The organism is Sulfitobacter sp. M22, assembly GCF_021736025.1.
Taxonomy (GTDB): domain Bacteria; phylum Pseudomonadota; class Alphaproteobacteria; order Rhodobacterales; family Rhodobacteraceae; genus Sulfitobacter; species Sulfitobacter litoralis.
The window spans coordinates 1,049,902-1,074,179 of sequence record NZ_WMEC01000001.1 but is presented as its reverse complement, the minus strand read 5'-3'; the positions used below and the strand labels follow the sequence as shown (position 1 = coordinate 1,074,179).

The 24,278-nt window shown below is 61.5% G+C and carries 26 protein-coding genes, 1 tRNA gene and 1 riboswitch; of the genes, 5 read left to right on the top strand and 22 right to left on the bottom strand.

Features of this window, described 5'->3' with window-relative positions; all coding sequences use genetic code 11:
- Positions 1 to 35 precede the first annotated feature (35 nt).
- Positions 36 to 413: an HU family DNA-binding protein gene (locus GLP52_RS05390; protein WP_237271782.1), complete on the top strand. Its 378-nt coding sequence runs from the start codon at positions 36 to 38 to the stop codon at positions 411 to 413.
- A gap of 213 nt (positions 414 to 626) precedes the next feature.
- On the opposite strand, the gene GLP52_RS05385 is transcribed toward GLP52_RS05390, so the two are convergent.
- Positions 627 to 702, bottom strand: a tRNA-Val gene (locus tag GLP52_RS05385).
- A gap of 369 nt (positions 703 to 1,071) precedes the next feature.
- On the opposite strand from GLP52_RS05385, the gene GLP52_RS05380 reads away from it, so the two are divergent.
- A complete protein-coding gene (locus GLP52_RS05380) occupies positions 1,072 to 1,881 on the top strand; it encodes a crotonase/enoyl-CoA hydratase family protein (protein WP_093733011.1) in 810 nt (269 codons plus the stop codon).
- Between the two features lie 47 nt (positions 1,882 to 1,928).
- Here the strand turns inward: GLP52_RS05380 and GLP52_RS05375 are convergent, their stop codons facing one another.
- Genes GLP52_RS05375 through thiD form a run of 10 tightly spaced genes read right to left on the bottom strand, consistent with a single transcriptional unit; the run spans position 1,929 to position 9,344 of the window.
- Complete coding sequence (locus GLP52_RS05375; protein ID WP_237271781.1) at positions 1,929 to 2,672, bottom strand: ABC transporter permease; 744 nt, start codon at positions 2,670 to 2,672, stop codon at positions 1,929 to 1,931.
- Complete coding sequence (locus GLP52_RS05370) at positions 2,669 to 3,394, bottom strand: ABC transporter ATP-binding protein (RefSeq protein WP_093733009.1); 726 nt, start codon at positions 3,392 to 3,394, stop codon at positions 2,669 to 2,671. The genes GLP52_RS05375 and GLP52_RS05370 overlap by 4 nt, the downstream gene beginning before the upstream one ends.
- Complete coding sequence (gene tenA / locus GLP52_RS05365) at positions 3,391 to 4,074, bottom strand: thiaminase II (protein WP_093733008.1); 684 nt, start codon at positions 4,072 to 4,074, stop codon at positions 3,391 to 3,393. The genes GLP52_RS05370 and tenA overlap by 4 nt, the downstream gene beginning before the upstream one ends.
- On the bottom strand, positions 4,071 to 5,009 hold the full coding sequence (locus GLP52_RS05360) for an ABC transporter substrate-binding protein (RefSeq protein ID WP_237271780.1): 939 nt from the start codon (positions 5,007 to 5,009) through the stop codon (positions 4,071 to 4,073). The genes tenA and GLP52_RS05360 overlap by 4 nt, the downstream gene beginning before the upstream one ends.
- On the bottom strand, positions 4,996 to 6,000 hold the full coding sequence (locus GLP52_RS05355) for a ThiF family adenylyltransferase (protein ID WP_208596036.1): 1,005 nt from the start codon (positions 5,998 to 6,000) through the stop codon (positions 4,996 to 4,998). Before GLP52_RS05355 ends, GLP52_RS05360 begins: the two co-directional genes overlap by 14 nt.
- Positions 5,997 to 6,593 (bottom strand): thiamine phosphate synthase, encoded by a 597-nt coding sequence (locus GLP52_RS05350; RefSeq protein ID WP_237271779.1) that lies wholly within the window; start codon positions 6,591 to 6,593, stop codon positions 5,997 to 5,999. The genes GLP52_RS05355 and GLP52_RS05350 overlap by 4 nt, the downstream gene beginning before the upstream one ends.
- Positions 6,590 to 7,363 carry a thiazole synthase gene (locus tag GLP52_RS05345; RefSeq protein WP_237271778.1) on the bottom strand — a complete coding sequence of 258 codons (774 nt, stop codon included), beginning with the start codon at positions 7,361 to 7,363 and terminating at the stop codon, positions 6,590 to 6,592. The genes GLP52_RS05350 and GLP52_RS05345 overlap by 4 nt, the downstream gene beginning before the upstream one ends.
- A 1-nt stretch (position 7,364) precedes the next feature.
- Positions 7,365 to 7,562 carry a sulfur carrier protein ThiS gene (gene thiS, locus GLP52_RS05340; RefSeq protein WP_093733003.1) on the bottom strand — a complete coding sequence of 66 codons (198 nt, stop codon included), beginning with the start codon at positions 7,560 to 7,562 and terminating at the stop codon, positions 7,365 to 7,367.
- The gene (locus GLP52_RS05335) at positions 7,546 to 8,541 is read right to left on the bottom strand and encodes an FAD-dependent oxidoreductase (RefSeq protein WP_237271777.1); all 996 of its coding nucleotides are present in this window, start codon (positions 8,539 to 8,541) and stop codon (positions 7,546 to 7,548) included. Before GLP52_RS05335 ends, thiS begins: the two co-directional genes overlap by 17 nt.
- Positions 8,538 to 9,344, bottom strand: a complete 807-nt coding sequence (gene thiD, locus GLP52_RS05330; RefSeq protein ID WP_237271776.1) for a bifunctional hydroxymethylpyrimidine kinase/phosphomethylpyrimidine kinase — start codon at positions 9,342 to 9,344, stop codon at positions 8,538 to 8,540. Before thiD ends, GLP52_RS05335 begins: the two co-directional genes overlap by 4 nt.
- Positions 9,345 to 9,411: 67 nt before the next feature.
- Positions 9,412 to 9,512, bottom strand: a riboswitch (TPP riboswitch).
- A gap of 526 nt (positions 9,513 to 10,038) precedes the next feature.
- On the opposite strand from thiD, the gene GLP52_RS05325 reads away from it, so the two are divergent.
- On the top strand, positions 10,039 to 11,229 hold the full coding sequence (locus tag GLP52_RS05325) for a TAXI family TRAP transporter solute-binding subunit (RefSeq protein WP_237271775.1): 1,191 nt from the start codon (positions 10,039 to 10,041) through the stop codon (positions 11,227 to 11,229).
- 89 nt (positions 11,230 to 11,318) lie between these two features.
- Complete coding sequence (locus GLP52_RS05320) at positions 11,319 to 13,256, top strand: TRAP transporter permease (RefSeq protein WP_093732999.1); 1,938 nt, start codon at positions 11,319 to 11,321, stop codon at positions 13,254 to 13,256.
- A 36-nt stretch (positions 13,257 to 13,292) separates the two neighbouring features.
- On the opposite strand, the gene arsJ is transcribed toward GLP52_RS05320, so the two are convergent.
- The 3 genes from arsJ to GLP52_RS05305 are packed head-to-tail and all read right to left on the bottom strand — an operon-like array spanning position 13,293 to position 16,390.
- Positions 13,293 to 14,546 (bottom strand): organoarsenical effux MFS transporter ArsJ, encoded by a 1,254-nt coding sequence (gene arsJ, locus GLP52_RS05315; RefSeq protein ID WP_093732998.1) that lies wholly within the window; start codon positions 14,544 to 14,546, stop codon positions 13,293 to 13,295.
- Positions 14,543 to 15,541, bottom strand: coding sequence for an ArsJ-associated glyceraldehyde-3-phosphate dehydrogenase (locus tag GLP52_RS05310; protein WP_093732997.1), 999 nt, complete (start codon positions 15,539 to 15,541; stop codon positions 14,543 to 14,545). The genes arsJ and GLP52_RS05310 overlap by 4 nt, the downstream gene beginning before the upstream one ends.
- A gap of 6 nt (positions 15,542 to 15,547) precedes the next feature.
- Positions 15,548 to 16,390, bottom strand: coding sequence for an arsenate reductase/protein-tyrosine-phosphatase family protein (locus tag GLP52_RS05305; protein ID WP_237271774.1), 843 nt, complete (start codon positions 16,388 to 16,390; stop codon positions 15,548 to 15,550).
- Between the two features lie 195 nt (positions 16,391 to 16,585).
- On the opposite strand from GLP52_RS05305, the gene GLP52_RS05300 reads away from it, so the two are divergent.
- Positions 16,586 to 17,389: a thioesterase family protein gene (locus tag GLP52_RS05300; RefSeq protein WP_237271773.1), complete on the top strand. Its 804-nt coding sequence runs from the start codon at positions 16,586 to 16,588 to the stop codon at positions 17,387 to 17,389.
- 77 nt (positions 17,390 to 17,466) lie between these two features.
- Here GLP52_RS05300 and bioB read toward each other — a convergent pair whose 3' ends face one another.
- From bioB to GLP52_RS05260, 8 genes are all read right to left on the bottom strand, one after another.
- The gene (gene bioB, locus GLP52_RS05295; protein ID WP_237271772.1) at positions 17,467 to 18,450 is read right to left on the bottom strand and encodes a biotin synthase BioB; all 984 of its coding nucleotides are present in this window, start codon (positions 18,448 to 18,450) and stop codon (positions 17,467 to 17,469) included.
- Positions 18,447 to 19,004, bottom strand: a complete 558-nt coding sequence (locus GLP52_RS05290) for a biotin transporter BioY (RefSeq protein WP_093732993.1) — start codon at positions 19,002 to 19,004, stop codon at positions 18,447 to 18,449. Before GLP52_RS05290 ends, bioB begins: the two co-directional genes overlap by 4 nt.
- A gap of 84 nt (positions 19,005 to 19,088) precedes the next feature.
- Entirely contained in the window at positions 19,089 to 19,757 is a 669-nt protein-coding gene (locus tag GLP52_RS05285) for a GntR family transcriptional regulator (RefSeq protein ID WP_093732992.1), read from the bottom strand.
- 45 nt (positions 19,758 to 19,802) lie between these two features.
- Positions 19,803 to 20,711, bottom strand: a complete 909-nt coding sequence (locus GLP52_RS05280; RefSeq protein WP_093732991.1) for a nickel/cobalt transporter — start codon at positions 20,709 to 20,711, stop codon at positions 19,803 to 19,805.
- Positions 20,696 to 21,346: a DUF1007 family protein gene (locus GLP52_RS05275; RefSeq protein WP_237271771.1), complete on the bottom strand. Its 651-nt coding sequence runs from the start codon at positions 21,344 to 21,346 to the stop codon at positions 20,696 to 20,698. Before GLP52_RS05275 ends, GLP52_RS05280 begins: the two co-directional genes overlap by 16 nt.
- A gap of 88 nt (positions 21,347 to 21,434) precedes the next feature.
- The gene (locus GLP52_RS05270; protein ID WP_237271770.1) at positions 21,435 to 22,169 is read right to left on the bottom strand and encodes an ABC transporter permease; all 735 of its coding nucleotides are present in this window, start codon (positions 22,167 to 22,169) and stop codon (positions 21,435 to 21,437) included.
- Entirely contained in the window at positions 22,166 to 23,101 is a 936-nt protein-coding gene (locus tag GLP52_RS05265) for an ABC transporter ATP-binding protein (protein WP_237271769.1), read from the bottom strand. The genes GLP52_RS05270 and GLP52_RS05265 overlap by 4 nt, the downstream gene beginning before the upstream one ends.
- Entirely contained in the window at positions 23,098 to 24,249 is a 1,152-nt protein-coding gene (locus GLP52_RS05260) for an ABC transporter permease (protein WP_237271768.1), read from the bottom strand. The genes GLP52_RS05265 and GLP52_RS05260 overlap by 4 nt, the downstream gene beginning before the upstream one ends.
- Positions 24,250 to 24,278: the final 29 nt, after the last annotated feature.

The window sequence follows — 24,278 nt, the reverse complement described above, 5'->3', positions numbered from 1 at the left end:
GGTTTTGCTAACCTCCTGAAAGGACGAGCAGCATTATGACTACTCCTAAAGAATTCAATACGCCCAAAGCCGACATCGCAGACGATACTGCAGCTCCCGCCGTTGTTGATGCCCCACATCCGGTGATCTTGGGGCCGGTGATGCGCAAGAAAGAGCTGATCGATACGGTGGTCGAACGTTCTGGCGTGAAGAAACGCGACGCGAAACCCGTGGTAGAGGCGATGCTTTCTGTTCTCGGGGAAGCCTTGTCAGACAGTCGCGAACTGAACCTTCTGCCGTTTGGTAAGCTGAAGGTGATCAACGAAAAAGAGTTGAAGAACGGCAAGATGATCCGCGTTAAGGTACGTCAGTTGACACCGGGTCAGGGCGACGGTCCAGCGCAAGACGCTGATGACGATTTGACCGACCTGTGATCCCTTAGTCTGCCGCTTTTCCGGCGCAGATTATTTTCTTATATATATGACAGTGACAACAGCCCTCCACCTCGGTGGGGGGCTTTGCTGTCTGCAAAGCTCGGGCAACCGATCCAAGCGGGGGCAGGCTAATAAGACTCTGGAAACAAACGCAGAAAACCCTGTCACCGTTAGCGCAGGTTGCGTTGGTAGAACTGTGTATATGTAGAAAAATGGTGGGTCGTGAGAGGCTCGAACTCCCGACATCTTCGGTGTAAACGAAGCGCTCTACCAACTGAGCTAACGACCCGGTAACGCTTCACTACCCCAAGGATCGGGCGGGGTTCAACCCCATTTTTGCCGCCCCGACGATTATTTTCGATTTTTTTCCTATCCTGTGCCGGAACGCGGTAAATTCACACGCTAACAGTGCGTTTTCAAACGGTTTTGCCGCCGAAAGGTGATCCGCGATGCACGAATCTTAACGGGGGCTTTGCCTTTGGGGAAGTCGACGCGCTGAAATCAGCGGAACACCGATAGACGGGGTGTCACGGGCAGGTTACTCAATGGGCATTCACGCAAAAGGTGGGAGTGCCTTTTGCTTATATTCAGCAAGACCTTGCAGCAGCGAGGCATCGGGGCCGACCGAAAAGCCGGCTCTAAAAGAGGAGGAATTCACATGGCCGTTCAGATTGATCCGACCAGCTACCGCAACTTGGATATCAAGGCGCATGACGATGGCGTTTGGGTGGTGACCCTGAATCGGCCCACCAAGCGGAATGCGCTGGATATCGACACGATCGAGGAGCTGGTGACCTTTTTTTCCGCGGCACCCCGTGCCGGTGTCCGTGCCGTGGTTCTCGCAGGCGCGGGGGATCACTTTTGCGCCGGGCTAGACCTGATTGAACACCATGATGAAGACCGCAGCCCTGCCGATTTCATGCACGTCTGTCTGCGTTGGCACGAAGCGTTCAACAAGATGGAATATGGCGGCGTGCCGGTGATCGCCGCGTTGCAGGGGGCTGTCGTCGGTGGGGGGCTTGAACTTGCCAGCTCTGCCCATGTGCGGGTGATGGATCAAAGCGCGTATTTCGCGCTTCCCGAAGGCCAGCGTGGTCTGTTCACGGGCGGGGGTGCAACGATCCGTGTCACCGATCTGGTGGGGAAGGCCCGGATGATCGATATGATGCTGACGGGCCGTGTCTATCAGGGGCAAGAGGCGGTCGATCTAGGGTTGGCGCAGTATATCGTCGAAGGCTCCAGCATGGACAAGGCGATGGAGCTTGCCCGCCAGACAGCCCAGAACCTGCCGCTGTCTAACTTTGCGATTTGTAGCGCGGTGAGCCACATGCAAAACATGTCCGCAATGGATGCCGCCTATGCCGAGGCCGTGGTGGCCGGTGTGGTCAATACCCAGCCTGACGCCCGTGCCCGCCTCGCGGCCTTTGCCGATAAAAGTGGCGCGCGGGTCCGCCCCAACGCCGAGTAACGAGTGCTTTGGATCACGCCCCGTTAGCGGGCGTGATCCAGACCTATTTACATGCGCCCTTCGGCATAGCGTGTCAGGCGCAGCGCCAACTGCCCGACGGCGAAATGCAGCAGGACGGTCAGGCACGCCAGCACGATCAGGGCGGCAAACATCAGATCGATCTTGGCGCGGCCATTGGCGAGCAGCATCAGATAGCCAAGGCCCTTTGACGCACCGACCCATTCGCCAATCACGGCCCCGATGGGCGCATAGACGGCTGCCAGCCGCAGCCCCGTTGCAAGGCTCGGCAGCGCCTGCGGGATTTGCACATGGCGCATAAAACGCAAGCGGCGTGCCCCCATCGATTGGGCCAGATCACGGTAGCCGGTGGGCACGCGGGTCAACCCGTCGTGAAAGGCCGAAGTTACCGGAAAATAGATGATCAGCACCGCCATCACGATCTTTGACCCCATCCCGTAACCAAACCACAGCGTCAGCAGCGGCGCGAGCGCAAAGACAGGCACGGCTTGGGTAAAGACCAACAGCGGCAGCAAAAGACGCTCGGAGGTTTTGGACTGCGACAACTGGATCGCGGTCGCGGCCCCCAGGCCCGTACCGATGAGCAGACCCAGCAGCACCTCGACCGTGGTCACACAGGCATTTTCCAAAAGGCTCACGCGGGCATAATACGCCGCTTGCGCCACGCGCCATGGCGAGGGCAGGATGTAATGCGGTGCATCGGTCAGCAGTACGATGCCTTGCCACAGCGCCAGCCCCAGCAGGATCGCAAGCGGTATGTCACTGCGCCTCATGCGGGAACACCGCGTAGATGGGATAACAGCGCGCTTTGACAGGCCCATGTTTCGGGCGCGGTGATGGCGCGTGGTACGGGTGTCGCGGGCACGGGCCAGCTTTGTGCGCCCTCGGCGGACAGGATCAGGATGTGATCTGCCAGCCGCGCGGCCTCTGCCGGATCATGGGTCACCAACAACACTGTGCGTCCGCTCAACAATTCCGCAGCGAGCTCTTGCATAGCGGCGCGGGTGCCGGCGTCCAGCGCCGAAAAGGGTTCGTCCAGAAAGACGACGGGACGGTCTTCGAGCAAGGTCCGCGCAAGTGCTGCGCGTTGTCGCATGCCGCCCGACAGCGCCAACGGCTTCTTTTGCGCATGGTCCGCCAGCCCGACGCGCGCAAGCATGTCAGTTGCGCGGTCCCTGTCGGGGGGGACGCCGCGCAACCGGTCGCCGATCATGATGTTGTCGATCACGCTCAGCCACGGCAACAGCAGATCGGACTGCGCCATATAGCTGATCCGCCCGTCCAGCGGCTGCCCGTCGGACGGGGAGATCGTGCCCGCAAACACCCCGCCGGTTTCCAGCCCGAGCATGAGCCGAAGCACAGTGGATTTGCCGACGCCCGATGGCCCCAACAAACAGGTCCATGAGCCTGCGGGCAACGTAATGTCGGCATCGAACAACGGGCGGCTGTCGATCTGGTGTTGCCCGACAAGGTGCAATGCGGGCGGGGGGGTCATGGCAGGTCCAGCCCCATCTGCCAGAACCCGATCTCTAGCCGCGTGGCGGTCGCAAAGCGTTTTTGCAGCGTATCGCGACGGGGTGCGTGTTCAAGATCGCCGATCCGCCGCGCAACTGATTGATCGACCATCGCGCCGACTGTCTGGCACATTTTCTGATACCCGAGGTCGGCATAGGTATCGATCCACTCGGCATAGGGGGTGTCAGCGCTGCGCGTCTGTGCCAACCGTTGCCCGATCTCGGCATAACCCATGACGCAAGGTAGCAGTGCCGCCATGAGGTCGAGGAAATCGCCCTGCATCCCCGCATCGAGCACATAGCGCGTATAGGCGAGGTTCGCGGGGGCTTCGGTTGCGTTGAACAGCGCGGCTTCGCTGATGCCAGCCTCGCCACAGGTGCGAATGTGCAATGCCATCTCGTGATTGACCAGCGCATCGACCGTGGTGGCGCAGGTCTTCATCTCTTCCAGCGTCTCGGACTTGACCACGGCCATGGACCAGGCGCGGGCGAAATGCACAAGGAAAACATAGTCCTGGATCAAATAGTTCAAAAAACAGCGGCGTGGCAGACTCCCGTCGCGCAGCCCTTCAACGAAAGGATGATGGGTGTAGCCCTGCCAGTCCTCTGCTGCCGCTCCGCGCCAAAGCGCGAAGCTGTGGCCATAGTCCGGCGCGGTCATGGGACGGTCACATCGATGGCGATGGTCGACACGGGCGAGATCGTGGGGGTCAGCCCCGCATCGTGCAAGAACGTCTCGAATGTGGCGTAGCGACCGGCATCCATTGCTGTCGGCCGCAGGGCAAAACGCGGCAGCGTGTCCTTCCATGCGCGAGCGTTAAGTTCATCTTGTAGGTCGACCGAGGTCGCGGCGAAGATTTCCCAGCTCTCTTCAGGGTGGTTCACGATATATTGCGTCGCTTTCTCTGTGGCTGCCAGAAACCGTGCGATCATGTCTTTGTCCATCGTGTCGCGGTTGGCGACGTAGATCAGCTCGTCATAAGGTGGCAGGCCCTCTTCCTCGACATAAAAGCAGGTACCGTCGACACCTTCGATATCCATCTGGTTCAGCTCGAAATTACGGAACGCACCGATGACGGCGTCGACCTGACCGGACATCAGAGACGGCGACAGCGACCAGTTCACGTTGACGAGTTCCACATCATCCAGCGACAGCCCGTGATGGGTCAGGATCGCGCCGAGCACTGCTTCTTCAACACCGCCAACAGAGAATCCGACTTTTTTGCCCGCCAAATCCGCTGGGGACGCAATGGGTCCGTCCGTCAACGCCAGCAGGCAGTTCAGCGGTGTGGCGACCAGCGTGCCGACCCGTTGTAGCGGCAAGCCTTCGTGGATTTGCAGGTGCAGTTGCGGCTGATAGGAAATCGCTAGGTCCGCCTTGCCCGCAGCGGCCAGTTTGGGCGGGTCGGACGGATCGGCGGGGGCGATGACCTCTACCTTCAGGTCTTTTTCGGCGAAATACCCTTTTTCCTGTGCGACGATGATCGGCCCGTGGTCCGGGTTCACGAACCAGTCCAGCAGCAGCGTCATCTCGTCCTGCGCCAGCGCCGGACCAGAGGTCAGTGCGAGTGCCGCAACAATATTACATATTTTCATCGGTTTGTCCTTTCAACGGGGATGGTTCGCCCATGGCGAGCAGGGAAACGGGGCCGTTCCAATAGGTGGCCAGATGGGTCGCCGCCTGCCACGCGCGCAGGCCAGAGCGGCAAGCGATCACCGCGCGGGTCTGGTGCGAGGGGCGGGGGGTATCTCGGGTAAAATCGGGCAGGGTGATGCGCAGCGCAGTCGGGGTTGCGGCTGTTGGGGCTTCGCCTTGGCCGCGCAGGTCCACGACCCAATCGTTCGCGCGGATTTGCGACGGTGCCAGAAAGCCAAAGCCGTGATCGGGTTCTGGCGCGGTGTCGAAGCGAAAGCCGCCAAAGCGGTAGGAGGCGAGGTCAAAGCTGACCAACTGTCCCAGCGGCGACGGCGACAATCCCAGAATACACGCTAGGGCCATTTGCGCCTGCGCCGCACCGACCATGGCAACGACCGGCCCCATGACCCCTGCCGTGTCGCAGCTGGCGGCGCGGTCGGGCAGGTCGGGGAATACCGCCCGCAGCGACGGCGCACCGCCACAGAACCCGCCGACATAGCCCCCGAACCCCAACGCCGAGGCGCTGATCAGGGGCAGACCCGCCTCAAGGCAGTGATCCGAGAGCACATAGCTGGTCGCGAAACTGTCGGCGCAATCCAACACCAACGTGGCATCTTGGGTGAGGGTCGCGACATTGTCCGGCGCAAGGGGAACAGCATGGCACACAACCGTACAGTTGCTGTTGCGTGCGGTCATGGCGCGGGCGGCGACGGTAACTTTGGCGGTGCCGATATCGGCCTCGGTGAACAGTGTCTGTCGGTGCAGGTTCGACAGCGACACATGATCCCCATCGATCAAGGTGATATGCCCCACACCGGCACCCGCAAGTAGCGGCAGCACCGGCGCGGCCAGACCGCCCGCGCCAACCACGACCACACGCGCAGCCGCCAGCGCCTGTTGGCCTGTCGTGCCCACTTCGGGCAGGATCGTCTGCCGGTCGTAACGGGTCATCGTGTGGCCCCCAACCAATCAGCGATGCGGTCCTCGGGGCTGGGGTGCAGGGTGATGTCGGTCACCGCCGCGACGCAATCGGCACCGGCGTCAAAGGCTCCGGCGGCGCGGGCAACGGACATGCCGCCGATTGCCACCAGCGGGGTCTGCCCGACCAGTTCACGCCAGTCGCGCAGACGGTCAAGCCCCTGTTCGTGCCACTTCATCTTTTTCAGGATCGTCGGATAGATCGGACCCAAAGCGATATACGCGGGGCGCAGGTCGAGGGCACGGGCCAGCTCTGCCTTGTCGTGGGTGCTGACCCCAAGCCGCGCACCCGCGTCGCGGATGGCAGACAGGTCTGCGGTATCCAGATCCTCCTGACCAAGGTGGATGAAATCGCAACCTTCCTCTAGCGCGATCTGCCAGTGATCGTTGATGACCAGAGTGCAGTCATGGGCCGCGCAGATCGCTTTGGCCTGCCGGATTTCACGGCGTAGCATGGGGGCGGGTGTGTCTTTTATCCGAAGCTGCACCAGCTTGATCCCCAGCGGCACCAGTCGGTCCAGCCATGCCGCACTGTCGAAAATTGGATAGAAACGGTCGAGGCTCATTCCAGAAACGCCTTTCCAATCAACGGAGTCGAGGGCGCGGCCATATCGCGGGGCGGCATCGGGTCGGCGTCGGCGGCAAGCTGTCCGGCGCGGATCGCGGTGGCAAAAGCTTCGGCCATGGCGGCGGGATCACCTGCCTTGGCAACAGCGGTGTTCAGCAGCACCGCGTCAAACCCCAGTTCCATCGCCTGTGCCGCGTGCGAAGGTAGGCCGATGCCGGCGTCGATCACCAGCGGCACGTCGGGGAAATGCGCGCGCATGGCACGCAGCCCAAAGACATTGTTCAGCCCCATGCCCGACCCGATGGGCGCGCCCCAGGGCATCAGCACTTCGCACCCCCCCCGCAAAAGTTTGTCCGCGACCACAAGGTCTTCGGTGGTATAGGGAAAGACCTGAAACCCGTCCTCGGTCAAAATGCGCGCGGCCTCGACCAAACCAAATACATCCGGTTGCAGCGTGTCTTCTTCGCCGATGACTTCAAGCTTGATCCACCGGGTACCAAAGACCTCGCGCGCCATATGGGCGGTGGTGACGGCTTCCTTGACGCTGTGGCAGCCGGCGGTGTTGGGCAGCACGTGCACGTTAAGCGCGCGGATCAGTTCCCAGAAATCCTGACCGGCGCGATCTCGCCCGCTTTCGCGGCGCAGGGATACCGTTGCCACCGCCGCACCGCTGCGGGCAAAGGCGTCGGACAGCACTTTGGGCGACGGGTATTGCGCGGTGCCCAGCATCAGACCATTGGCAAGCGTTTCGCCGTAGAAACTGCGCATCTCAACCTCCCTGCATGGGGGCGAGCACTTCGATGCTGTCGCCTGAGTTAAGGGGATGCGTCGCGCGCAGCGTGGCTGGGACAAAGCTGCCGTTCACGGCTGTGGCGACCTTGGCCCCGCCAAATCCTTCGGCCTCAAGCAAGGCGGCAAGAGTGGTCGCGTCGCTGTGGAGCGGGGCACCGTTAAGCTGTAGTTTCATGGAACATCTCCGGTGTTTTAGCGTCAAGGATCAAGTCGGCCACCATCGTTGCCAGCGCGGGGGCCAGCAGAAAACCGTGGCGATAAAGGCCATTGGCGCGGATCATATTGCCCTGCCGTTCGATGCGCGGCAGGTTGTCGGGAAAGGCGGGGCGGCTGTCGACGCCGATCTCGAGGATCTCGGCCTCGCCAAAAGCGGGCGACAGCGCGTAGGCCGCGCTCAGCAGTTCCAGCACTGACCGGACGCTGGCGTGGGCACTCGCGCGGCCTTCGACCATCGTGGCCCCAAGCATGTAAACACCGTCCCCCCGCGGCACGAGGTAAATCGGCACACGCGGGTGCAGCACGCGAATAGGGCGGTTGATGGAGACGTCAGGGCAGGACAGCAGCACCATTTCCCCCTTCACCCCGCGCAACGCGGGCATATCGACGCGGGCATGGTAGCCTCGGCAGTCGATCACCAACCGGTCTTTTGCGAACGCATTCGGGTCGGCCTCGCGCTGTTCAAAGGTGGCCCCGTCGGCGACAAGTCCGCGCCACAGCTCTGCCAGCGCGGTGCGGGGGGACAGGTGGGCTTCGTCCTCGAAAAACAGGCCCTTGGCAAAGCGATCACCCAGATCGGGCTCGAGCGCATTGATCTCTGTGGCGGTCAGAGTTTTATGGCTGTCCGTGCGTCGCGCAAAGCGCGTCAGATCGCTTGTGTCCCGCGCTGGCGAGACGACAAGCGAGCCGCAGCGCTGCAGGGACGTCGTATGCTGCGCCCACCAATCCGCCGCTTTTTGACCCAGCCGCACCACGGGTTCTTCGGCGCTTTCACCTTCGCAATAGGGGGCGAGCATACCCCCCGCCCACCACGAACACCCCTGCGGGCCGGGCTGGCGGGCACGGTCGATCAGATGCACGCGGGCGCCGCGATCCAGCAAGACGCGGGCGGTGCACAGCCCTGCCACGCCGGTGCCGATGATGGTGATGCGGGTCACGGCCAGATCGCGTGAAAATGGTGCACGGGACCGTGGCCGGTACCGATCGAAAGACGGTCGGCGGCGCGGATCGCCTGGTGGAGATAGCTATGGGCAGTTTGCACCGCGCTGGCCAAGGGTGCGCCATGCGCGAGCTCGGCGGCGATGGCAGCGGCGTAGCTGCATCCCGTCCCATGGGTGTTGCGCGTGTTGATGCGCGGTGCCGTCAACCAGGTAACACCCTTCGCGGTGACAAGCGCGTCGCTACAGATGTCACCCGCGCCATGTCCGCCTTTCACCAGCACCGCTTTGGGGCCCATATCAAGCAGACATCGCGCTTGCGCTACCATCTGGTCGGCGGTGGTGGCTTCGGACTGGTTCAGCAGGCGAGCGGCTTCGGGCAGGTTGGGGGTCAGCAGATCGGCGCGTGGCAGAATATGCGTAATCAGCGCTGCGACGGCTTGGTCCTGCAACAGCGCATCACCGGATTTGGCGATCATCACCGGATCTACCACGACGGCACCTTTGAAACCGGTTAGCGCCTGTGCCACCGCTTGAATGATCTGCGGCGAAAAAAGCATCCCCAGTTTAATCGACTGCACATCCAGATCCGAGAGCACGGCGTCGATCTGGGCCGATACAATCTGGGCAGGGATTTCATGAACGGCGCTGACGGTGCGGGTGTTTTGCGCGGTGACGGCGGTGATCACGCTGGCGGCATAGACGCCATTGGCCGACATCGCCTTGATATCCGCCTGAATGCCGGCGCCGCCGCCGCTGTCTGAACCGGCGATGGTTAGGGAAATGGGGGTCTTCTTGGTCACGTCTTCGCCTCTCGATGGCGGACAAACAGACGCAAGAATGAGCTTTGTAAAACCGACCTGAAGCCGTCGCACAAAGATACCCGTTCCCTACGCCGGTATTGCCCGGATCAGGTTCGACGGGTCGGTGCTTGCACCTCTCAGCCCAAATGGGCACCCCGACGGATAGATGTTAATGCTGCCGCCCAAATGAGGGGCGAACAGCGTCGTTACCTTAGGCGTAGCCAAGTTCACCAAACGGTGCAAGATATAAAATATTCAATCGATAGTGGCGTTTATTTTAGCAAAATTTGGCCTGTTGCGGCAGTTCGCCTGACGCTTGTCAGTCGAATTTACACCCCGTAACCCAAAGCAACGCAACGTAACGAAGGGCATATCCGACGCCGTTAACCCTTTGGCATCAGCAAGCTAAGGCCGATTGCCAAAAACCCCTGCCTCGTTGCGGTATCAAGTTCTGTTCTGCGGTATTGGCATCGAAATATCTTACCCCTAGGCTGGTTAATAGATTGAGTCGGACAACCTCGGGAGGAGGGGGGTCGGCACTCGGGAGGACGCGTTTATTAGCCCGTTCAGCGGGTCATACCGAACGCGTTACGTTGAGCATTGGGAGGTGCCGCTTGACAACTGCATATTCTGCGGCAGCCGTGATGCGGCAATCCCGAACAATCCAAAGATGAAAAACAGGGAGAGAAACCACATGAAAAATATGACACGTTTTGCCAAGGCCGCCGTCGGGTCTATCGCCGTAACTATGGCGCTGTCCGGTGCCGCGATGGCACAAGACTATGAATGGCCGCGCCTGCTGGTGATCGCCACGCCGGGCACGTCGACGGGCAGCTTTGCCTCAACCAACGGCTGGGGCCCCACACTGCAAAAAGAAACCGGAACGACCGTTCGGATTGTGCCCGAAGACAGTGAACCGATGCGCTACAAGCGTCTGACCGATCGCGAGGATGTCGCAATTGCCTCTGTCTCGGCGTCGGAAATGGCGTTGCAGGCGGAAGGGGTCGGCGGCTATGCCTCGGCCAAACCAATGCCGCAGCGCATCATGTGGCACCATAACGACACGCCATGGGGCTTTGTCGTGGCCGGGGATTCCGAGCTGCAAACCCTCGAAGACATTGGCAAAGGCGGCGTGCGCGTTACATCCGGCGTTTTCTCGCCCGCGATTGTGGCCGCGATCACCCAAGCCTTGCCCGCGTTTATCGGGATGACGCCAGAGGAAGCGCAAGAAAAGATCGAGTTCGTTCCTGCCTCTAGCTACGGCGAGAACTGCCGCTCGGTCGTCGAAGGTAAATCTGACGTTGCCTATTGTTCGCCGATCTCCTCGGTCTTGTCCGAAATGGAAGGCGCACCGGGCAGCATTCGTTGGTTGCCGATGGACCCTGCCAACAAAGAGGGCTGGGACGCCTACCTGAGCCACCGCCCCATGACCATCCCGTCGAAGATATCCATGGGCGTGAGCACCGCCAAAGGCGTTGATTCCATGACATCGAACTTTGTCTACGCCGTGCCGGTCACGGCAGACGAGGACTTCGTTTACAACATGGCGAAATGGATCGATGAATCCCACGACAACTACAAAGGATCGCATGCGTTGGCGACCCGTATGTCGATCGAGCATTTCCGCAACTTCCTGGATGCCAACCCGATCCCTGTGCACGAGGGCACGGTGAAATATCTGCGTGAAATCGGCCAGTGGACCGAAGAAGACGATGCTTGGAACAATGCCGCCATCGAAAAGATGGACGCTTGGATCGCCGCGCGTAACGCCGGCATGAAAGAAGCGATGGAGCAGGGCATCGAGATGAACTTCGAGAACCAGGAATACCTCGACATTCTGGCCAAGCACACCGACGGGCTCGAGCCCTTCCGCTCGCGTCTGTAACGCCACCGGACCGACCAAAGGACGGAGCGGTTCCACTGCTCCGTCCTCTTAAAGATATCGCATAAGCGGCTTTAATTGCAGGATTTTCCATGTCAGCTCATCATCAACAACCAGCGGCTGAAGCGGCTGTCGATCCCGCGTCAGAGACGACGCGCCTAGGGGGATTGTTTTCATTCACCAGCATTGCTTTTGTGGTGCTGTGTACCTTTGGCCTCGGGTTGGGGCTGGCCTATGTGTTTGGCGTGCCCATTGGCGGGCGGCGCCTGATTGAAGGGCAGTATTACTGGGTCTTTATCGGCACTTTCCTTGCCGCCGCCTATATTGCGCTGCCTGCAAAGCAATCGCACACAAGCGTCCCGATCTATGACATCGTGGCCGCCGCCGTGGGCTTTGGCATCTGCATGTGGTTCTCCATGTACGCATGGGAGATCGTGCAGGCGGGCTGGACCAACTTTTACGCCGGTGTGGTGTTGTGGCTGCTGATGCTCGAGATCGCGCGGCGGTCGGGAGGCGTGCCGTTCCTGTTGGTCGTCCTGGTGCTGGGGCTGTATCCTCTGGTGGCCGATTACTTCCCCGGTTTGTTGATGGGCATCCCCTATACGTTTGAACGGATGATCGAGGCGCATGTCTTCCGCACCGAAGGGTTGATGGGCATCACGACCAAGATCGTGGCCGAGATCGTGCTGGGCTTTCTGGTCTTTGCCGGCGTGTTGATTGCGACAGGAGCGGGACAGTTCTTTATTGATCTCGCCAATGCGGGCTTTGGCAAATACCGCGGTGGTCCTGCAAAAGTGTCCATCGTCGCCAGCGCCTTTTTCGGGTCGCTGTCGGGGTCGATCTTTTCCAACATCGCGGGCACGGGGTCGATCACTATTCCGACCATGAAAAAGGTCGGCTATCCGCCCCATTACGCCGGCGCGATCGAGGCCTGCGCCTCTACCGGCGGTGTGGTGATGCCGCCGGTGATGGGGGCGATTGCCTTTGTCATGGCGATCACCATCGGAGTGGATTACGCGACCGTGATGGTGGCCGCGATCCTGCCGTCGGCGCTGTTTTACTTTGGTCTGATCCTGCAAGTCGACGCCTATGCCGCGCGCAAAGGGCTGGTGGGGATGAAACCCGAACACCTGCCTTCTGCCCGCGAGGTGATGAAGCGCGGCTGGCCGTTCCTGCTGGTCATGATCTTTCTGGTCTGGGGTCTGCTGTATATGCGGTGGGAATACTATGCCCCGTGGTACGCTAGTGCGCTGATGATCGCGCTCAGCTTCCTGCAACGCGAGACCATGATGACGCCTGCGCGCATCTTTGAAACCCTGCGGCAAGTCGGCACGCTGGTCACGCAAACGGCGGCGATCATTCTGCCGATTGCCTTTGTTGTCAGCGCGTTGACGATCACGGGCGTCACGGGGTCGATGACATCGGGTCTGGTCGCCTTAGGCGGAGATAACGTCTATCTCGTCATCGCGCTTGGGGTTTTGGCCTGCTTTATCATGGGGATGGCGGGGCTTGCGATTGTGGCCTACATCTTCCTCGCCGTGACGCTGGCACCCGCGATCATCGAAATCGGCGGGTTGAACACGGTCGCGGTGCACTTCTTCATCGTCTACTACGCGATGCTGTCGGTGATCACGCCTCCGGTGGGCGCTGCGGCGTTTCTGGCGGCAACGATTGCGGGGGCCAAGCCGATGCTGACCTCCTTCACCGCGATGCGGTTGGGGGTGGTGATCTACTTTGTGCCGCTGTTCTTCCTGTTCCAGCCTGCGCTGGTGCTGCAGGGCGATCTGACGCCGCTGATCTACGTGCTGCCGTCGATCATCATCGGTATCACGCTGCTGTCCGGCGGGCTTGAGGGCTATCTGCTAGGCGTCGGTATGGTGCGGCCCTGGCTGCGTCTGCCCCTGGGGATCGCGGGCTTTGCCTTCAGCTTCCCCGGGCTGATGACGACCCTGATTGCCGGTGTCGCATCAGCGCTGATCGTCGCGGTGATCTGGCGTGACAACCGCAACGGCGTGGTTGCAGTACCTTGAAACAGGGCGCGCGGGGGTGACCTCGCGCGCCGTCCCTTATGAGGTTTGGGTCGGGCGCAGCTGTGCCGTCCCAAAGGCGCTCAGCGCCAACATAACCGCTGCAGTTGCCAGACAAAGCGCCAGCCCGCCAATCTGGTAGGTGAACCCCGACAGCAGCGTGCCCACCAAACGTCCGGCCGCATTGGCCATATAGTAGAACCCCACATCCATCGTGACCCGCTTTGCATCCGTAAAGCTGAGGATCAGATAGGAGTGCAGGGCTGAATTCACCGCAAAGATCGCCCCGAAGATCAGTAAGCCGGTGACAATCGTGAGCGTCAGCGTGGCGGAAGGTGCAGGCGTGATCCAGACCAGCGCGGCAAGCAGGGCAGGCACGACCACAAGCGCGAGGTTCCAGTGACGGGCTTGGGTGAGTGTCTCACCCTCGGTTCGGCTTGCGGCCTGCAGAATCCTCGGGGCCCAGCCTTGCACGGCACCATAAAGAATCGTCCACACCGCCATAAAGCTGCCGATCATAAAGAAGGCGTCGCGCTTGCTTTCGACGCTGCCATCAGACAGCACCGCGTAGAAATAGATCGGGATGCCCACGACAAACCACACGTCGCGCGCCCCGAACAGAAACAGCCGCGCGGCGCTGAGCCAGTTGATATTGCGGTTCTTCGACAGCACTTCGGTGAACTTGGCGTCCTTGCGCCCCACGGGCAGGCCCGCGGGCATACCGATGATCACGCCGATCAGGATCACGAACAGGATCGCGGCCATCACCAGCGTCGACGGCACAAACCCGAGCAAGGCCAGCATCCCCGCACCCAGCAGAAAGCCCGCGCCCTTGACCGCGTTCTTCGATCCGGTCAGCAGAGCGACCCAGCGAAACAACCCGCCCCCCGTGGTGGGGGCCAACAGCTTGACCGCGGATTTAGAGCTCATCTTGGCCAGATCCTTGGCCACACCCGACAGCCCCTGCACCAGCATCACAAACACGACGGAGGCAGTCACGCTCCATGCCGGATCAAGCTGCGTCAGCGCCAGCAGGGCGATAACCTGCAACGACAGCCCCGCATAAAGTGTCGAGGTCAGTCCAAAGCGCGCCGCGATCCAGCCCGCCGACAGGTTGGTCACGACACCTGCGATCTCGTACAACACAAACAGATAGGCCAGCTGCACCGGAGAGAACCCCAGCGTGTGAAAATGCAGAAGCACCAGCATCCGCAGTGCCCCGTCGGTCAGCATAAACGCCCAATAAGCGGCTGTGACGGCAATATAGGCGGTAAATCCAGCAGGTCGTGTCACAGCTTGCCGCCCACCATCAGCGCCACATCCACCAGACGGTGAGCATAGCCCATTTCGTTGTCGTACCACGCATAGACTTTGACCTGCGTGCCATTCACCACCATCGTCGATGGCGCATCAATAATCCCGCTGCGGGTGTCATTGGTGTAATCCGACGACACGAGCGGGCGTTCCTCATAGCCCAGAATGCCCTTCAACGGCCCCTCGGCGGCGGTTTTGAACAGGGCGTTGACCTCTTCCACGGTGGTCTCACGCTCCAGCTCGAATACGCAATCGGTGATCGACGCGTTCAGCAGCGGCACCCGCACGGCGTGGCCGTTCAGCTTGCCGGTCAGTTCAGGGTAGATCAGCGTGATCGCCGTGGCTGATCCCGTGGTGGTGGGGATCAGGTTGGTCAGCGCTGATCGCGCCCGGCGCATGTCCTTGGCGGGACGGTCCACGATGGTTTGTGTGTTGGTCACATCATGGATCGTGGTGATTGACCCGTGTTTGATCCCGATGCCTTCCAGCAGGACTTTGACAACGGGGGCAAGGCAGTTGGTGGTGCAGCTCGCCGCAGTGACGATGGTGTGGTCTGTGGGGTCATAGGTATCGTCGTTGACGCCATAAACGATATTCGCCGTTGGGCCGTCTTTAACCGGCGCTGAGACAACGACCTTTTTTACGCCCGCTTTGAAATAGGGGGCGAGCTTGGCCTCGGTCTTGAACGCGCCGGTGCAATCGATCACCACGTCCACGCCGTCCAGCGGCAGGTCCTTGATCGACTTGGTGCTGGTCACTGGAATACGCGTGCCATCAATGGTGATGGCGTTATCCTCTGCGCTGAAGGTCGCGGGCCAGCGCCCGTGGACGGAATCAAACTCCAACAGATGGGCGTGCATCTCGGGGTCGCCAACCGCGTCGTTGATAAAGGCGATCTTGGCCCCCTGTTCCAGCAAGGGCCGCAGGGCGAGTTTTCCGATGCGGCCAAGGCCGTTCAAAGCATAGGTTGTCATGGTGGTTTATCCTGTGGTCACTGGGTCGGCCCCGATGGCATCGACCCGTTTTTGCAAGGCAGCGCGGTCCAGCGCTTCGAAAGGCAGGGCGGTAAAGGCCAGCAGCCGGTTGTGCAGCGCGCCATATGTCTGTTGGAAGGCCAGCCGGCGTTCGGCCTCTGTCCCTTCGGCTTTGACTGGATCGGGCATACCCCAATGGCCTGACACAGGCTGGCCGGGCCAGGTGGGGCATTCCTCGTTCGCGGCATGGTCACAGACGGTAAAGACGAAATCCATCTGCGGCGCATCGTCGGTCTGGAATTCGGAAATATGTTTGGACCGCAGCGCGTCGATACAGTGGCCCTTGGCGTGCAGCATCTCGACGGCAAGGGGGTTAAGCTCGGACCGGGGCAGGGTGCCCGCGGAATAGGCGGTAAACCGGTCGCCGGCCATGCCACGCAGGATCGTCTCTGCAAAGATGGAGCGGGCGGAATTTCCGGTACATACGAAAAGCACGTTGAATTTTGTCTGGGTCATCATCTGCGTCCTGTTAATGAGGTCAGAGAACGGGGGCGGGCAGAGATCAGCGCGCCCCCGACAACAATCCACGAACAACCCCGATACGACCTCGCCCGCCGCATCAAGGTTGACAGTGTACAGCAGCCGCGTCCCGTCGCGCCGCTGCGTAATCAGACCGACCTGCGTCAGCGCCGACAGATATACCGACGCCGTGCTGGATTTCAGCGCCAGCACCTGCGCGATTTCCCCCGCAGGCAAGGCATCGGGATAGCGCCGCATCAGTAAGCGAAACACGGCCAGCCGCTGCGGGTGGCTAAGGGTGGCGAGTCGATCTGTGAGTAGTGTTTCCATATTTCATGAATATGTGAAATACAGATCAGGCGTCAACACCTCTATTCGATCCCGCCAAAGGTTTTTTGCCGCGGGGGTGCGTTCTTGGTGACGTGGCGTTTCGGGGGCAAGGTGCCTTGCGCGCCCTTGGCTTTGCGGGCATCGATTGGAGAACAGCGCGCCCGCGCGCGGTGACAGATGTATAAAGGACCCGACATGACAGATGTGACCCTGGCCGAGGTATTGGCCACAGCAGAGCAAGACGGCACCGCGCCGCGCTATCAGGTGCCAGAGAATTGGGCGCAGGGGCGTACGGCTTTTGGCGGGTTTACCGGTGCGTTGCTGGTCAATGCTGCCCGTCGGGACCGTCCTGAATTGCCCGCGCTCCGGTCTGCCCTGATCAACTTTACTGCGCCCGTGTCACAGGCCCCCACGATCCACTCAGAGGTGCTGCGCGAAGGGCGTAATATCACCACCATCGCCACCCGCGCCGAGATCGACGGCAAGGTCGCCGCGACGGGCACGTTTTCTTTCGGGCATGCGCAGGAAAGTCAGTTGAACGTGGGCCATACCGCCCCCGCAGCCCCCCAAGGGCCCGACGACACGCCATCCTATTTCCCGCCTGCGCTAAAGCGCCCGCCGGTGCGGTTCTTTGTCAACTTCGAGGTCAAGCTGATCGAGGGCAGTCTGCCATTTTCAGGGTCCGATCGCGGCTATGTCAGGATCTGGGCACGGCACCGCGATCCGGCGATGTGGGGCACGCTCGAGGGGCTGATCGCCATCGGCGACGTGCTGCCCCCTGCGGCCTTCCCGATGATGACGCGACCGGGGCCGAACTCGTCAATGAACTGGATCATCAACCTGCTATCCGATCACGCCAATACCCGCGACGGCTGGTATATGATGGAGACACAGCTAACCGCCGGTAGCGGCGGTTACAGCTCTCAGGTGATGCGCGTCTGGAACACGGATGGAAATATGGTCGCAGACGGCATGCAGTCGGTGATCATCTTCGCCTAAGCTTGAGCCGAGGCGCGACATGCAAAAGCCCGGCCCGAGGATTTCAGGCCGGGCTTTTGCACGTGTAAGGGGCGGATCTACTGCACTACGATTGTGGCCGAACTGGAGGCAGGCTTGGCCGGTGCCACATGCATGCCGAGCCGTTGCAGTAGGTCGTTGTCCTTCCACGTGGCGGGGTTTTCGGTGGTCAGCAACTGGTTGCCCACAAAGATCGAATTAGCCCCCGCAAGAAAGCACAGCGATTGCAGCTCGTCGCTCATTCCGGTGCGGCCGGCGGACAGGCGCACGACCGATGCGGGCATGAGGATACGCGCCAAAGCGATCAACCGGACCAGCGCAAAAGGATCGACCTTTTCGGATTTCCCCTGCACCGGCACGCCTTTGACCGCGTTCCACAAGTTTACCGGCACACTGTCTGGGTGGCTGGGCAGTGTCGCGAGGGTGACGAGCATGCTGATCCGGTCCGCCTCTGCCTCGCCCATGCCAAGGATACCGCCGCAGCAGACCTTGATCCCGCCCTTGCGCACATGCTCGACGGTTTCAAGGCGGTCTTCCATCGTGCGGGTCGATGCGATCTCGGCGTAATATTCGGGCGAGGTATCGATGTTGTGGTTGTAGAAATCCAGTCCCGCGTCTTTGAGCTTGCTCACCTGTTCGGGGGACAGCATCCCCAACGTCATGCAGGTTTCAAGCCCCAGATCAGCCACGCCGCGCACCATATCGGTCAGCTTGTCCATATCGCGGTCCTTGGGGCTGCGCCATGCAGCGCCCATGCAGAACCGCTGCGCGCCTGCGTCTTTAGCGCGTTTGGCGGCGGCGATGACTTCGTCCGCGCCCATCAGCTTGGTCGCTTTGACGCCGGTGTCATAATGCGCTGACTGCGAGCAATAGCCGCAATCTTCGGGACAGCCGCCGGTCTTGATGCTGAGCAGGCTGGCGGTTTCGATCGCGGTGGGGTCAAAATGTGCACGGTGCAAGGTTTGCGCACGGTGCATGAGCTCGGGGAAGGGCAGCGCGTGGATGGTTGCCGCTTCGGTTACTGTCCAGTCTGTGCGGATCATTGATCGCGCCCTTTCAGACGGGACAGTCCCGACATCAGTGTCGCTGCCAGCAGGACCTTGATCAGGTCACCCAACAAAAAGGGCGTCAGACCTGCGGCGAGCAGCTTGGGGGCGGGCACGAACAGCGACAGCCACGCCAGACCACCCGCATAGACAACCGCAAGACCCGCCAGCATCGCCAGCACCCGCCCGATCCAGCCGCGCCCCATCGCCAGCCAGCCGGTCAACCCCGCCGCCACAAGGTAGCCCAGCAGGTAGCCGCCCGTCGGCCCGACCATATAGCTGAGCCCGATACCGCGTTCAGGGGTGCCAGAGAACACCGGAAGCCCCGCTGCACCGGCTCCAAGATAGGCCGCCATCGCCGCCAGCCCCAGACGTGGGCCCAGAGTGAGGGCGACAAGGAATACGGACAGCGTGTGCAACGTCATGGGTACAGGCCAGAACGGAATCTGAATTTTGGCCCCCAACGTGATGAGCGCAGCCCCTGCAAGTGCGAGGCCAAGCCCCTGCGCGAGAGACGGGTTACGGGGTAGGGATGTGATCGCAAGTGCCATCTGGTTTCCTCCGACGATAGCTTTTTACATTTCAATCACAGTAGGAAGAATGCAGCGTCGCAGGGCAATTCAAATTATAGATAATTATCTGAAAAATTCAGAACTGTCTGTTCCAGCTTGATTTTTTAGAGTGCGGGAACGCTTTCCGATCCAACCGACGTGCCGAGAAAGCGTCGAACAGGCCAGATCGACCTGGCCTTTGCGCAGGGCTTCTAGGATTTTTCGGTGGTCGTGATCGGTGCGGGATTCCCAGTTTGTGCGCCATGCACGCAGAATGAACCGTGCGCTTGCGGCTTGCAGATCGTCGATCGACCGCATCAGGCGCGGCATTTGACAAGGTTCAAGAATTGTTCTGTGAAAACAACGATTTGCCGCCTCCCATTCATGTACATCCTGGGCTGTGTCGCCCTGTAAGTTGGCTTTGTGAGCCTTGACGAGGATATCTGGCGTCATATTGGGGGCGGCGTGCCGCAGCGCAAGCGCTTCGAGGCTGGCGCGCATCTCGGCGACCTCGCGCAGCTCTGCCATATCGAAAAAAGTGACGCGAAATCCGCGTCTTGGAAGGCTTTCTGCAAGTGTTTGGGTTTCTAGTAGACGAAAGGCTTCACGTACGGGGACGTGGCTTGCGCCGAACTCCTGCGCAATGTGGTCTTGGCGCAAATGCGCTCCTGGGGGCAGCTGCCCCGAGATGATACGGTCCGCCAGAATACGTGCGATCCGGGCGGAGTGTGTTTCTGGTTTTGGCTGGTTCATAAATTATAGATAGTTTTAACCGCCCTGCTTGTCGAGCAGCTAAAATCAGAGTGACCGAAGCAGTAGCCCGCCCGCCAGCAGCGCCACGCACAGCCCCGCTGCAAGTTCAATCACAGCCGCAATCTGGGCCGCCCGCGGGACGCTTGCCCAGCCTGCCAACACGCCACCGCGCAGTGCGCCGGCGCCTAGTCCCACGGCGATGGTGATGGTCGCTGTGCCGAATGCCATCGCGAATGCGCCCGCAATGCCGACACCCGCAATCCCCATCTGAAGCGTGATAATCAGTACAAACAACGCGCCGGTGCAGGGGCGGATCGCGATAGAGGCGATCAGCACAAGCGTTTCCCGCAAGCTGGTCGCATTTTGCACCTGTTCTGCCGTCGGCCCATGCGCGTGGCCGCAGGTGGCGCAGATGCCATCGTGATCGTGAGAGTGGTCATGGTCCCCCTGCGACGCGGGCATTGTCGCGCGGAAATGGCGCAGCCCACGCCAGAACAGCCACAGCCCAACACAGGCAATCGCGCCATAGCTCACCGGAGCCATAATCGCCTCTGTCAGCGAAATCATACGCTCGCGGCCCAACTGCAAAAGGGTCACGCCGGTATAGACCAGCGCCACCGCCGTAACGGCCTGACCCAGCGACGACAGCAGCGCGATCACCGACAGGCGCAACATCGGCACCGCTTTGGCCGCGCCATAACCGCCGATCAGCACCTTGCCGTGACCAGGGCCAGCGGCATGCACGACGCCATAGGCAAAACAGGCCGATAGCAGCGCAGTCACTGCCTCTGGCTGGCCTGCGCGCACGGCCCGCAGCGATAGTGCGATGCTGTTTTGAAACTCCCGTTGATGGGTCGCGGCCCACTGCGCCAGCTGGTCGAACCCGCCAGTCCACCACAGCGCGGCGAGGGCGATCACCGCGGCGGACGCGATAACCGTCAGGGCGCGGCGCATAAGACGTTCACCGTGGGGGCCATCTGCGCGCCAATATCCGGTAGGCCTGCGTCCGCCGGATCGCTTTGGGCATCAAGCTGGGCAAGCTGCTGTTGCAGCGCCTCCATTGTGGCGCTGACGTTCGGCATTTCGACACGGGCGCGGCAGCTCGGAGCCTGCGCGATGTCTATTTTAGTCGTGATGTCGTAGGCGGTGTAGTAGGTCGCATCATAGGGTTTGATCGTGATCGCTGTGCCGGCTGAAACAGGCGTCTCAAGCGCACGCAGATGCGAGGTGGTGATCTGTCCGGCGTCGAATTGCGTCGCAATCTCGGATGGACCGGAAAGCGGAATGTTTGCCGCCGCGGTGCTGACCACCAGGTCGCCGTTGAACCCGTCAACCCAACGCATGTCAAAGCCGTTCAAAGCGGCAAGCTCCGCCTTGGTTAGGGTGCCATCACCGTCAGCATCAAGGCCCATATCCTCGGTCACCAGCAGCGAATAGAGCGCGTCATATTGCCATGTCACGCGCACATGGGTCAGCTGTCCTTGGTCATCGGCGACAAGGGCAAGCTGCGTGTCAATAAAGACATGGGGGTGCGCCGTAAGGGGCGCGGCCCAGAGGGTGAGGAGAAAGGGGGCAAGCTGTCGGATCATAGGCGATTGATACAAGTCTTGAGCAGGGGCCGCAATTGCGCGGGGGTGGTATCGGCAAGCTTCCACTCGGGTGGGTTCGCGGCGCAGATCAGCCCCCCATGCGCGCGGCGAGATAGCGTTCAAGCTGCGCCATCGCGTCATAGATCAGCACCGCAAAGAGCCCCACGATCAGCCCGCCTTGCAGCACGTAAGCGGTGTTATTGGTCAGCAAGCCAGCGATGATCACCTCGCCCAACGTGCGTGCGGCAACGGTGGACCCGATCGTCGCTGTGCCAAGGGCGATGACGACAGACAGTCGGATGCCGGTCAGGATCACGGGCAGGGCAAGCGGAAGCTCCACGCGCCACAGGCGTTGCCAGCGGTTCAGACCCATGCCGCGTGCGGCCTCCATCGTGGCGGGGGGCAGGGTTGATAGGGCGGTGATCGCGTTTTCAAATATCGGCAGCAGGCCATAGAGGAAAAGCGCCACCAGCGTCGGCCCCGACCCGAAGCCCAAGGCGGGCACGGCCAGCGCCAACACGGCGACGGGGGGAAAGGTCTGACCGATGTTGGTGATCGTGCGCGACAGCGGCAGGAAAGACGCGCCGACGGGACGGGTGACAAAGATCGCCAACGTCACCGCCACCAGCGTCGCCGCGACGGAGGCAAGGGCAACCAGCCCCAAATGGCTGAGCGAGAGCGACAGCAGAGAGCTGCGCGCATAGATCACCGGACCGCCCGCAGGGGCCAGCGGCGCAAAGAGCGGCGTGAACCAGTTAGGTTGCAGGACCAGTGCGAGCAGCAGACCCAGCAACCCAAGACGCAGCAGATTGCCCGCTGTCATGCGTGTACCTCGGCGCGGGCGCGGATCGCGTCCAGCGTCACGCGGCCGATCACCTTGCCATGGTCGCTGACCGGCACCGCGCTGCGGCCGGTCCACAGGCATGCCGACAGCGCGTCGCGCAGATTGGCATCGGGGGGCAGGGGCGTGCCACTGGCGGGGCCGTCCTCTATCACATCCGCCAGAGGGGTGAGGGAAAGCAGCCGCAGGGGGCGTTCGACATCACCGACCATATCGGCGACGAAATCGGTCGCAGGATGGGTGATAATATCCGCAGGGGTTGCGTATTGCACCAGCTTGCCCCCATCCATCACGGCCACGCGGTCGCCCAGACGAATGGCTTCCTCCATATCATGGGTCACAAGAATGATCGTTGAGCCGAGCGCCTGCTGGATGCGGCGCAGGTCCTCTTGCGCACGGGTGCGGATGATCGGGTCAAGCGCGCCGAAAGGTTCGTCCATCAGGATCAGATCAGGGCGCGAGGCCAGCGCGCGTGCGACGCCCACGCGTTGCTGCTGCCCGCCAGACAGCTCTGATGGATACCGGTTGCGGAAATCCTGTGGGGCCATGGAAAAGAGATCAAGCAGTTCGTCCACGCGGGCGTCGATCTTGTCGCGCGACCAGCCCAGCAGTTGCGGCACCGCGCCGATGTTGCGCGCGACCGTGTGATGCGGGAACAGCCCGTGCCCCTGAATGGCATATCCGATCCGTCGCCGCAGGATATGCGGTTTGACGTCCAGCGTTGATTGCCCGTTGATCCGCACCTCGCCCGAGGTGGGTTCTTCCAGCCGGTTGATCAGCCGCAGCAGCGTTGTCTTGCCCGAGCCTGAGGTGCCCACGATGACCGTGATCGTGCCGGTATCAATGGTCATCGACACGCCATCGACGGCGCGGGCGCTGTCGTAGATCTTGGTGATATTGTCGATCTCTATCATGGGGTCTCCTTGGGGAGGCGTCGGGTCAGGTCGACCAGAATATCCATTACAATGGCCGCCGTCAGGGCCAGCGCGACTGTGGGCAGCGCGCCGAGCAAGATCAGATCAGTGGCGGTCTGGTTCAGCCCCTGGAAAACGAAAGTCCCAAAGCCGCCGCCGCCGATCAGCCCCGCAATCACCGCGAGCCCGATGTTTTGCACCAGCACGATGCGCAGACCAGTCAGGATCACAGGCAGGCCGATGGCCAGTTCAACGCGCCATAACCGCTGCCCCGCTGTCATTCCTATCCCGCGTGCGGCGTCCTGCGCCTGTGCGGGCGTTGCGGCCAGACCGGCCACGGTGTTGCCGACCACAGGCAGCAGAGAATAGAGGACGAGCGCCACGAAAGCAGGGGCAAATCCGATGCCTGCAATCCCAAGGCTACGTGCACCGGGCACCGTGGCACCAACCCAACCGAGCAGGGGGATCATCAGCCCGAACATAGCGAGCGAGGGGATGGTTTGTAGAAAGCTCAGCACCGGCAGGATCGCGCCGCGTAGGGCGGGCTTGCGGTGACCCAGCACGCCGAGTGGAAAACCGATAATACCAGCCATCCCAAGCGAGCCAAAGGCCAGCCAAAGGTGACGGGTTGCCTCGCTGGCGAAAGCGTCGCGGCGGGCAGAGAATTCCTGCATGACGGACAGCGGCGACAACACGCCTGATCCCAGCACCGCTGCCAAAGCTGCCACCGCGGCGGCCAACAACAGTGCACGCTGGTAGGGCCCCGGTTTCAGCGCTGTGATCGCATCGGCCATGAGCAGGGCAAAGATTACCAGCAGACACCAGAACCCCGCCGCCGGAGAGACACGCGCATAATCGCCAGCGCCATCCAGCAGCACAGGTGCGCCTTGAATGACAAGCCACAGCAGACCGGCCAGCCCGATCATCGGACCCACCATCCGAACGCCAGCACGCCCCGCAGGCACACCCAGTGCGAGGCCAAGCAAGACTGCCCCCAGACCAAGCGCTGTCTGTCCTGGCGGCACCACCGACCAGATCGGAACCGCGTCGCCCGCGACAATGCGGTTCGCGGCCAATGTCATAAAGGGGGCCAGCAGTGCTGCGCCCCCCAGAATAGCAAACAGAACCCCCGGCGCAGAAAACCGCACCGGAGGGGCCTGCAAGGTTACTGTGCCGC

Bases quoted from the DNA above. Each gene is read 5' to 3' on its own strand.
- GLP52_RS05390 (WP_237271782.1), top strand. From the start codon at position 36: ATGACTACTCCTAAAGAATTCAATACGCCCAAAGCCGACATCGCAGAC.
- GLP52_RS05380 (WP_093733011.1), top strand. From the start codon at position 1,072: ATGGCCGTTCAGATTGATCCGACCAGCTACCGCAACTTGGATATCAAG.
- GLP52_RS05375 (WP_237271781.1), bottom strand. From the start codon at position 2,672: ATGAGGCGCAGTGACATACCGCTTGCGATCCTGCTGGGGCTGGCGCTG.
- GLP52_RS05370 (WP_093733009.1), bottom strand. From the start codon at position 3,394: ATGACCCCCCCGCCCGCATTGCACCTTGTCGGGCAACACCAGATCGAC.
- tenA (WP_093733008.1), bottom strand. From the start codon at position 4,074: ATGACCGCGCCGGACTATGGCCACAGCTTCGCGCTTTGGCGCGGAGCG.
- GLP52_RS05360 (WP_237271780.1), bottom strand. From the start codon at position 5,009: ATGAAAATATGTAATATTGTTGCGGCACTCGCACTGACCTCTGGTCCG.
- GLP52_RS05355 (WP_208596036.1), bottom strand. From the start codon at position 6,000: ATGACCCGTTACGACCGGCAGACGATCCTGCCCGAAGTGGGCACGACA.
- GLP52_RS05350 (WP_237271779.1), bottom strand. From the start codon at position 6,593: ATGAGCCTCGACCGTTTCTATCCAATTTTCGACAGTGCGGCATGGCTG.
- GLP52_RS05345 (WP_237271778.1), bottom strand. From the start codon at position 7,363: ATGCGCAGTTTCTACGGCGAAACGCTTGCCAATGGTCTGATGCTGGGC.
- thiS (WP_093733003.1), bottom strand. From the start codon at position 7,562: ATGAAACTACAGCTTAACGGTGCCCCGCTCCACAGCGACGCGACCACT.
- GLP52_RS05325 (WP_237271775.1), top strand. From the start codon at position 10,039: ATGAAAAATATGACACGTTTTGCCAAGGCCGCCGTCGGGTCTATCGCC.
- GLP52_RS05320 (WP_093732999.1), top strand. From the start codon at position 11,319: ATGTCAGCTCATCATCAACAACCAGCGGCTGAAGCGGCTGTCGATCCC.
- GLP52_RS05310 (WP_093732997.1), bottom strand. From the start codon at position 15,541: ATGACAACCTATGCTTTGAACGGCCTTGGCCGCATCGGAAAACTCGCC.
- GLP52_RS05305 (WP_237271774.1), bottom strand. From the start codon at position 16,390: ATGGAAACACTACTCACAGATCGACTCGCCACCCTTAGCCACCCGCAG.
- GLP52_RS05300 (WP_237271773.1), top strand. From the start codon at position 16,586: ATGACAGATGTGACCCTGGCCGAGGTATTGGCCACAGCAGAGCAAGAC.
- bioB (WP_237271772.1), bottom strand. From the start codon at position 18,450: ATGATCCGCACAGACTGGACAGTAACCGAAGCGGCAACCATCCACGCG.
- GLP52_RS05290 (WP_093732993.1), bottom strand. From the start codon at position 19,004: ATGGCACTTGCGATCACATCCCTACCCCGTAACCCGTCTCTCGCGCAG.
- GLP52_RS05285 (WP_093732992.1), bottom strand. From the start codon at position 19,757: ATGAACCAGCCAAAACCAGAAACACACTCCGCCCGGATCGCACGTATT.
- GLP52_RS05280 (WP_093732991.1), bottom strand. From the start codon at position 20,711: ATGCGCCGCGCCCTGACGGTTATCGCGTCCGCCGCGGTGATCGCCCTC.
- GLP52_RS05275 (WP_237271771.1), bottom strand. From the start codon at position 21,346: ATGATCCGACAGCTTGCCCCCTTTCTCCTCACCCTCTGGGCCGCGCCC.
- GLP52_RS05270 (WP_237271770.1), bottom strand. From the start codon at position 22,169: ATGACAGCGGGCAATCTGCTGCGTCTTGGGTTGCTGGGTCTGCTGCTC.
- GLP52_RS05265 (WP_237271769.1), bottom strand. From the start codon at position 23,101: ATGATAGAGATCGACAATATCACCAAGATCTACGACAGCGCCCGCGCC.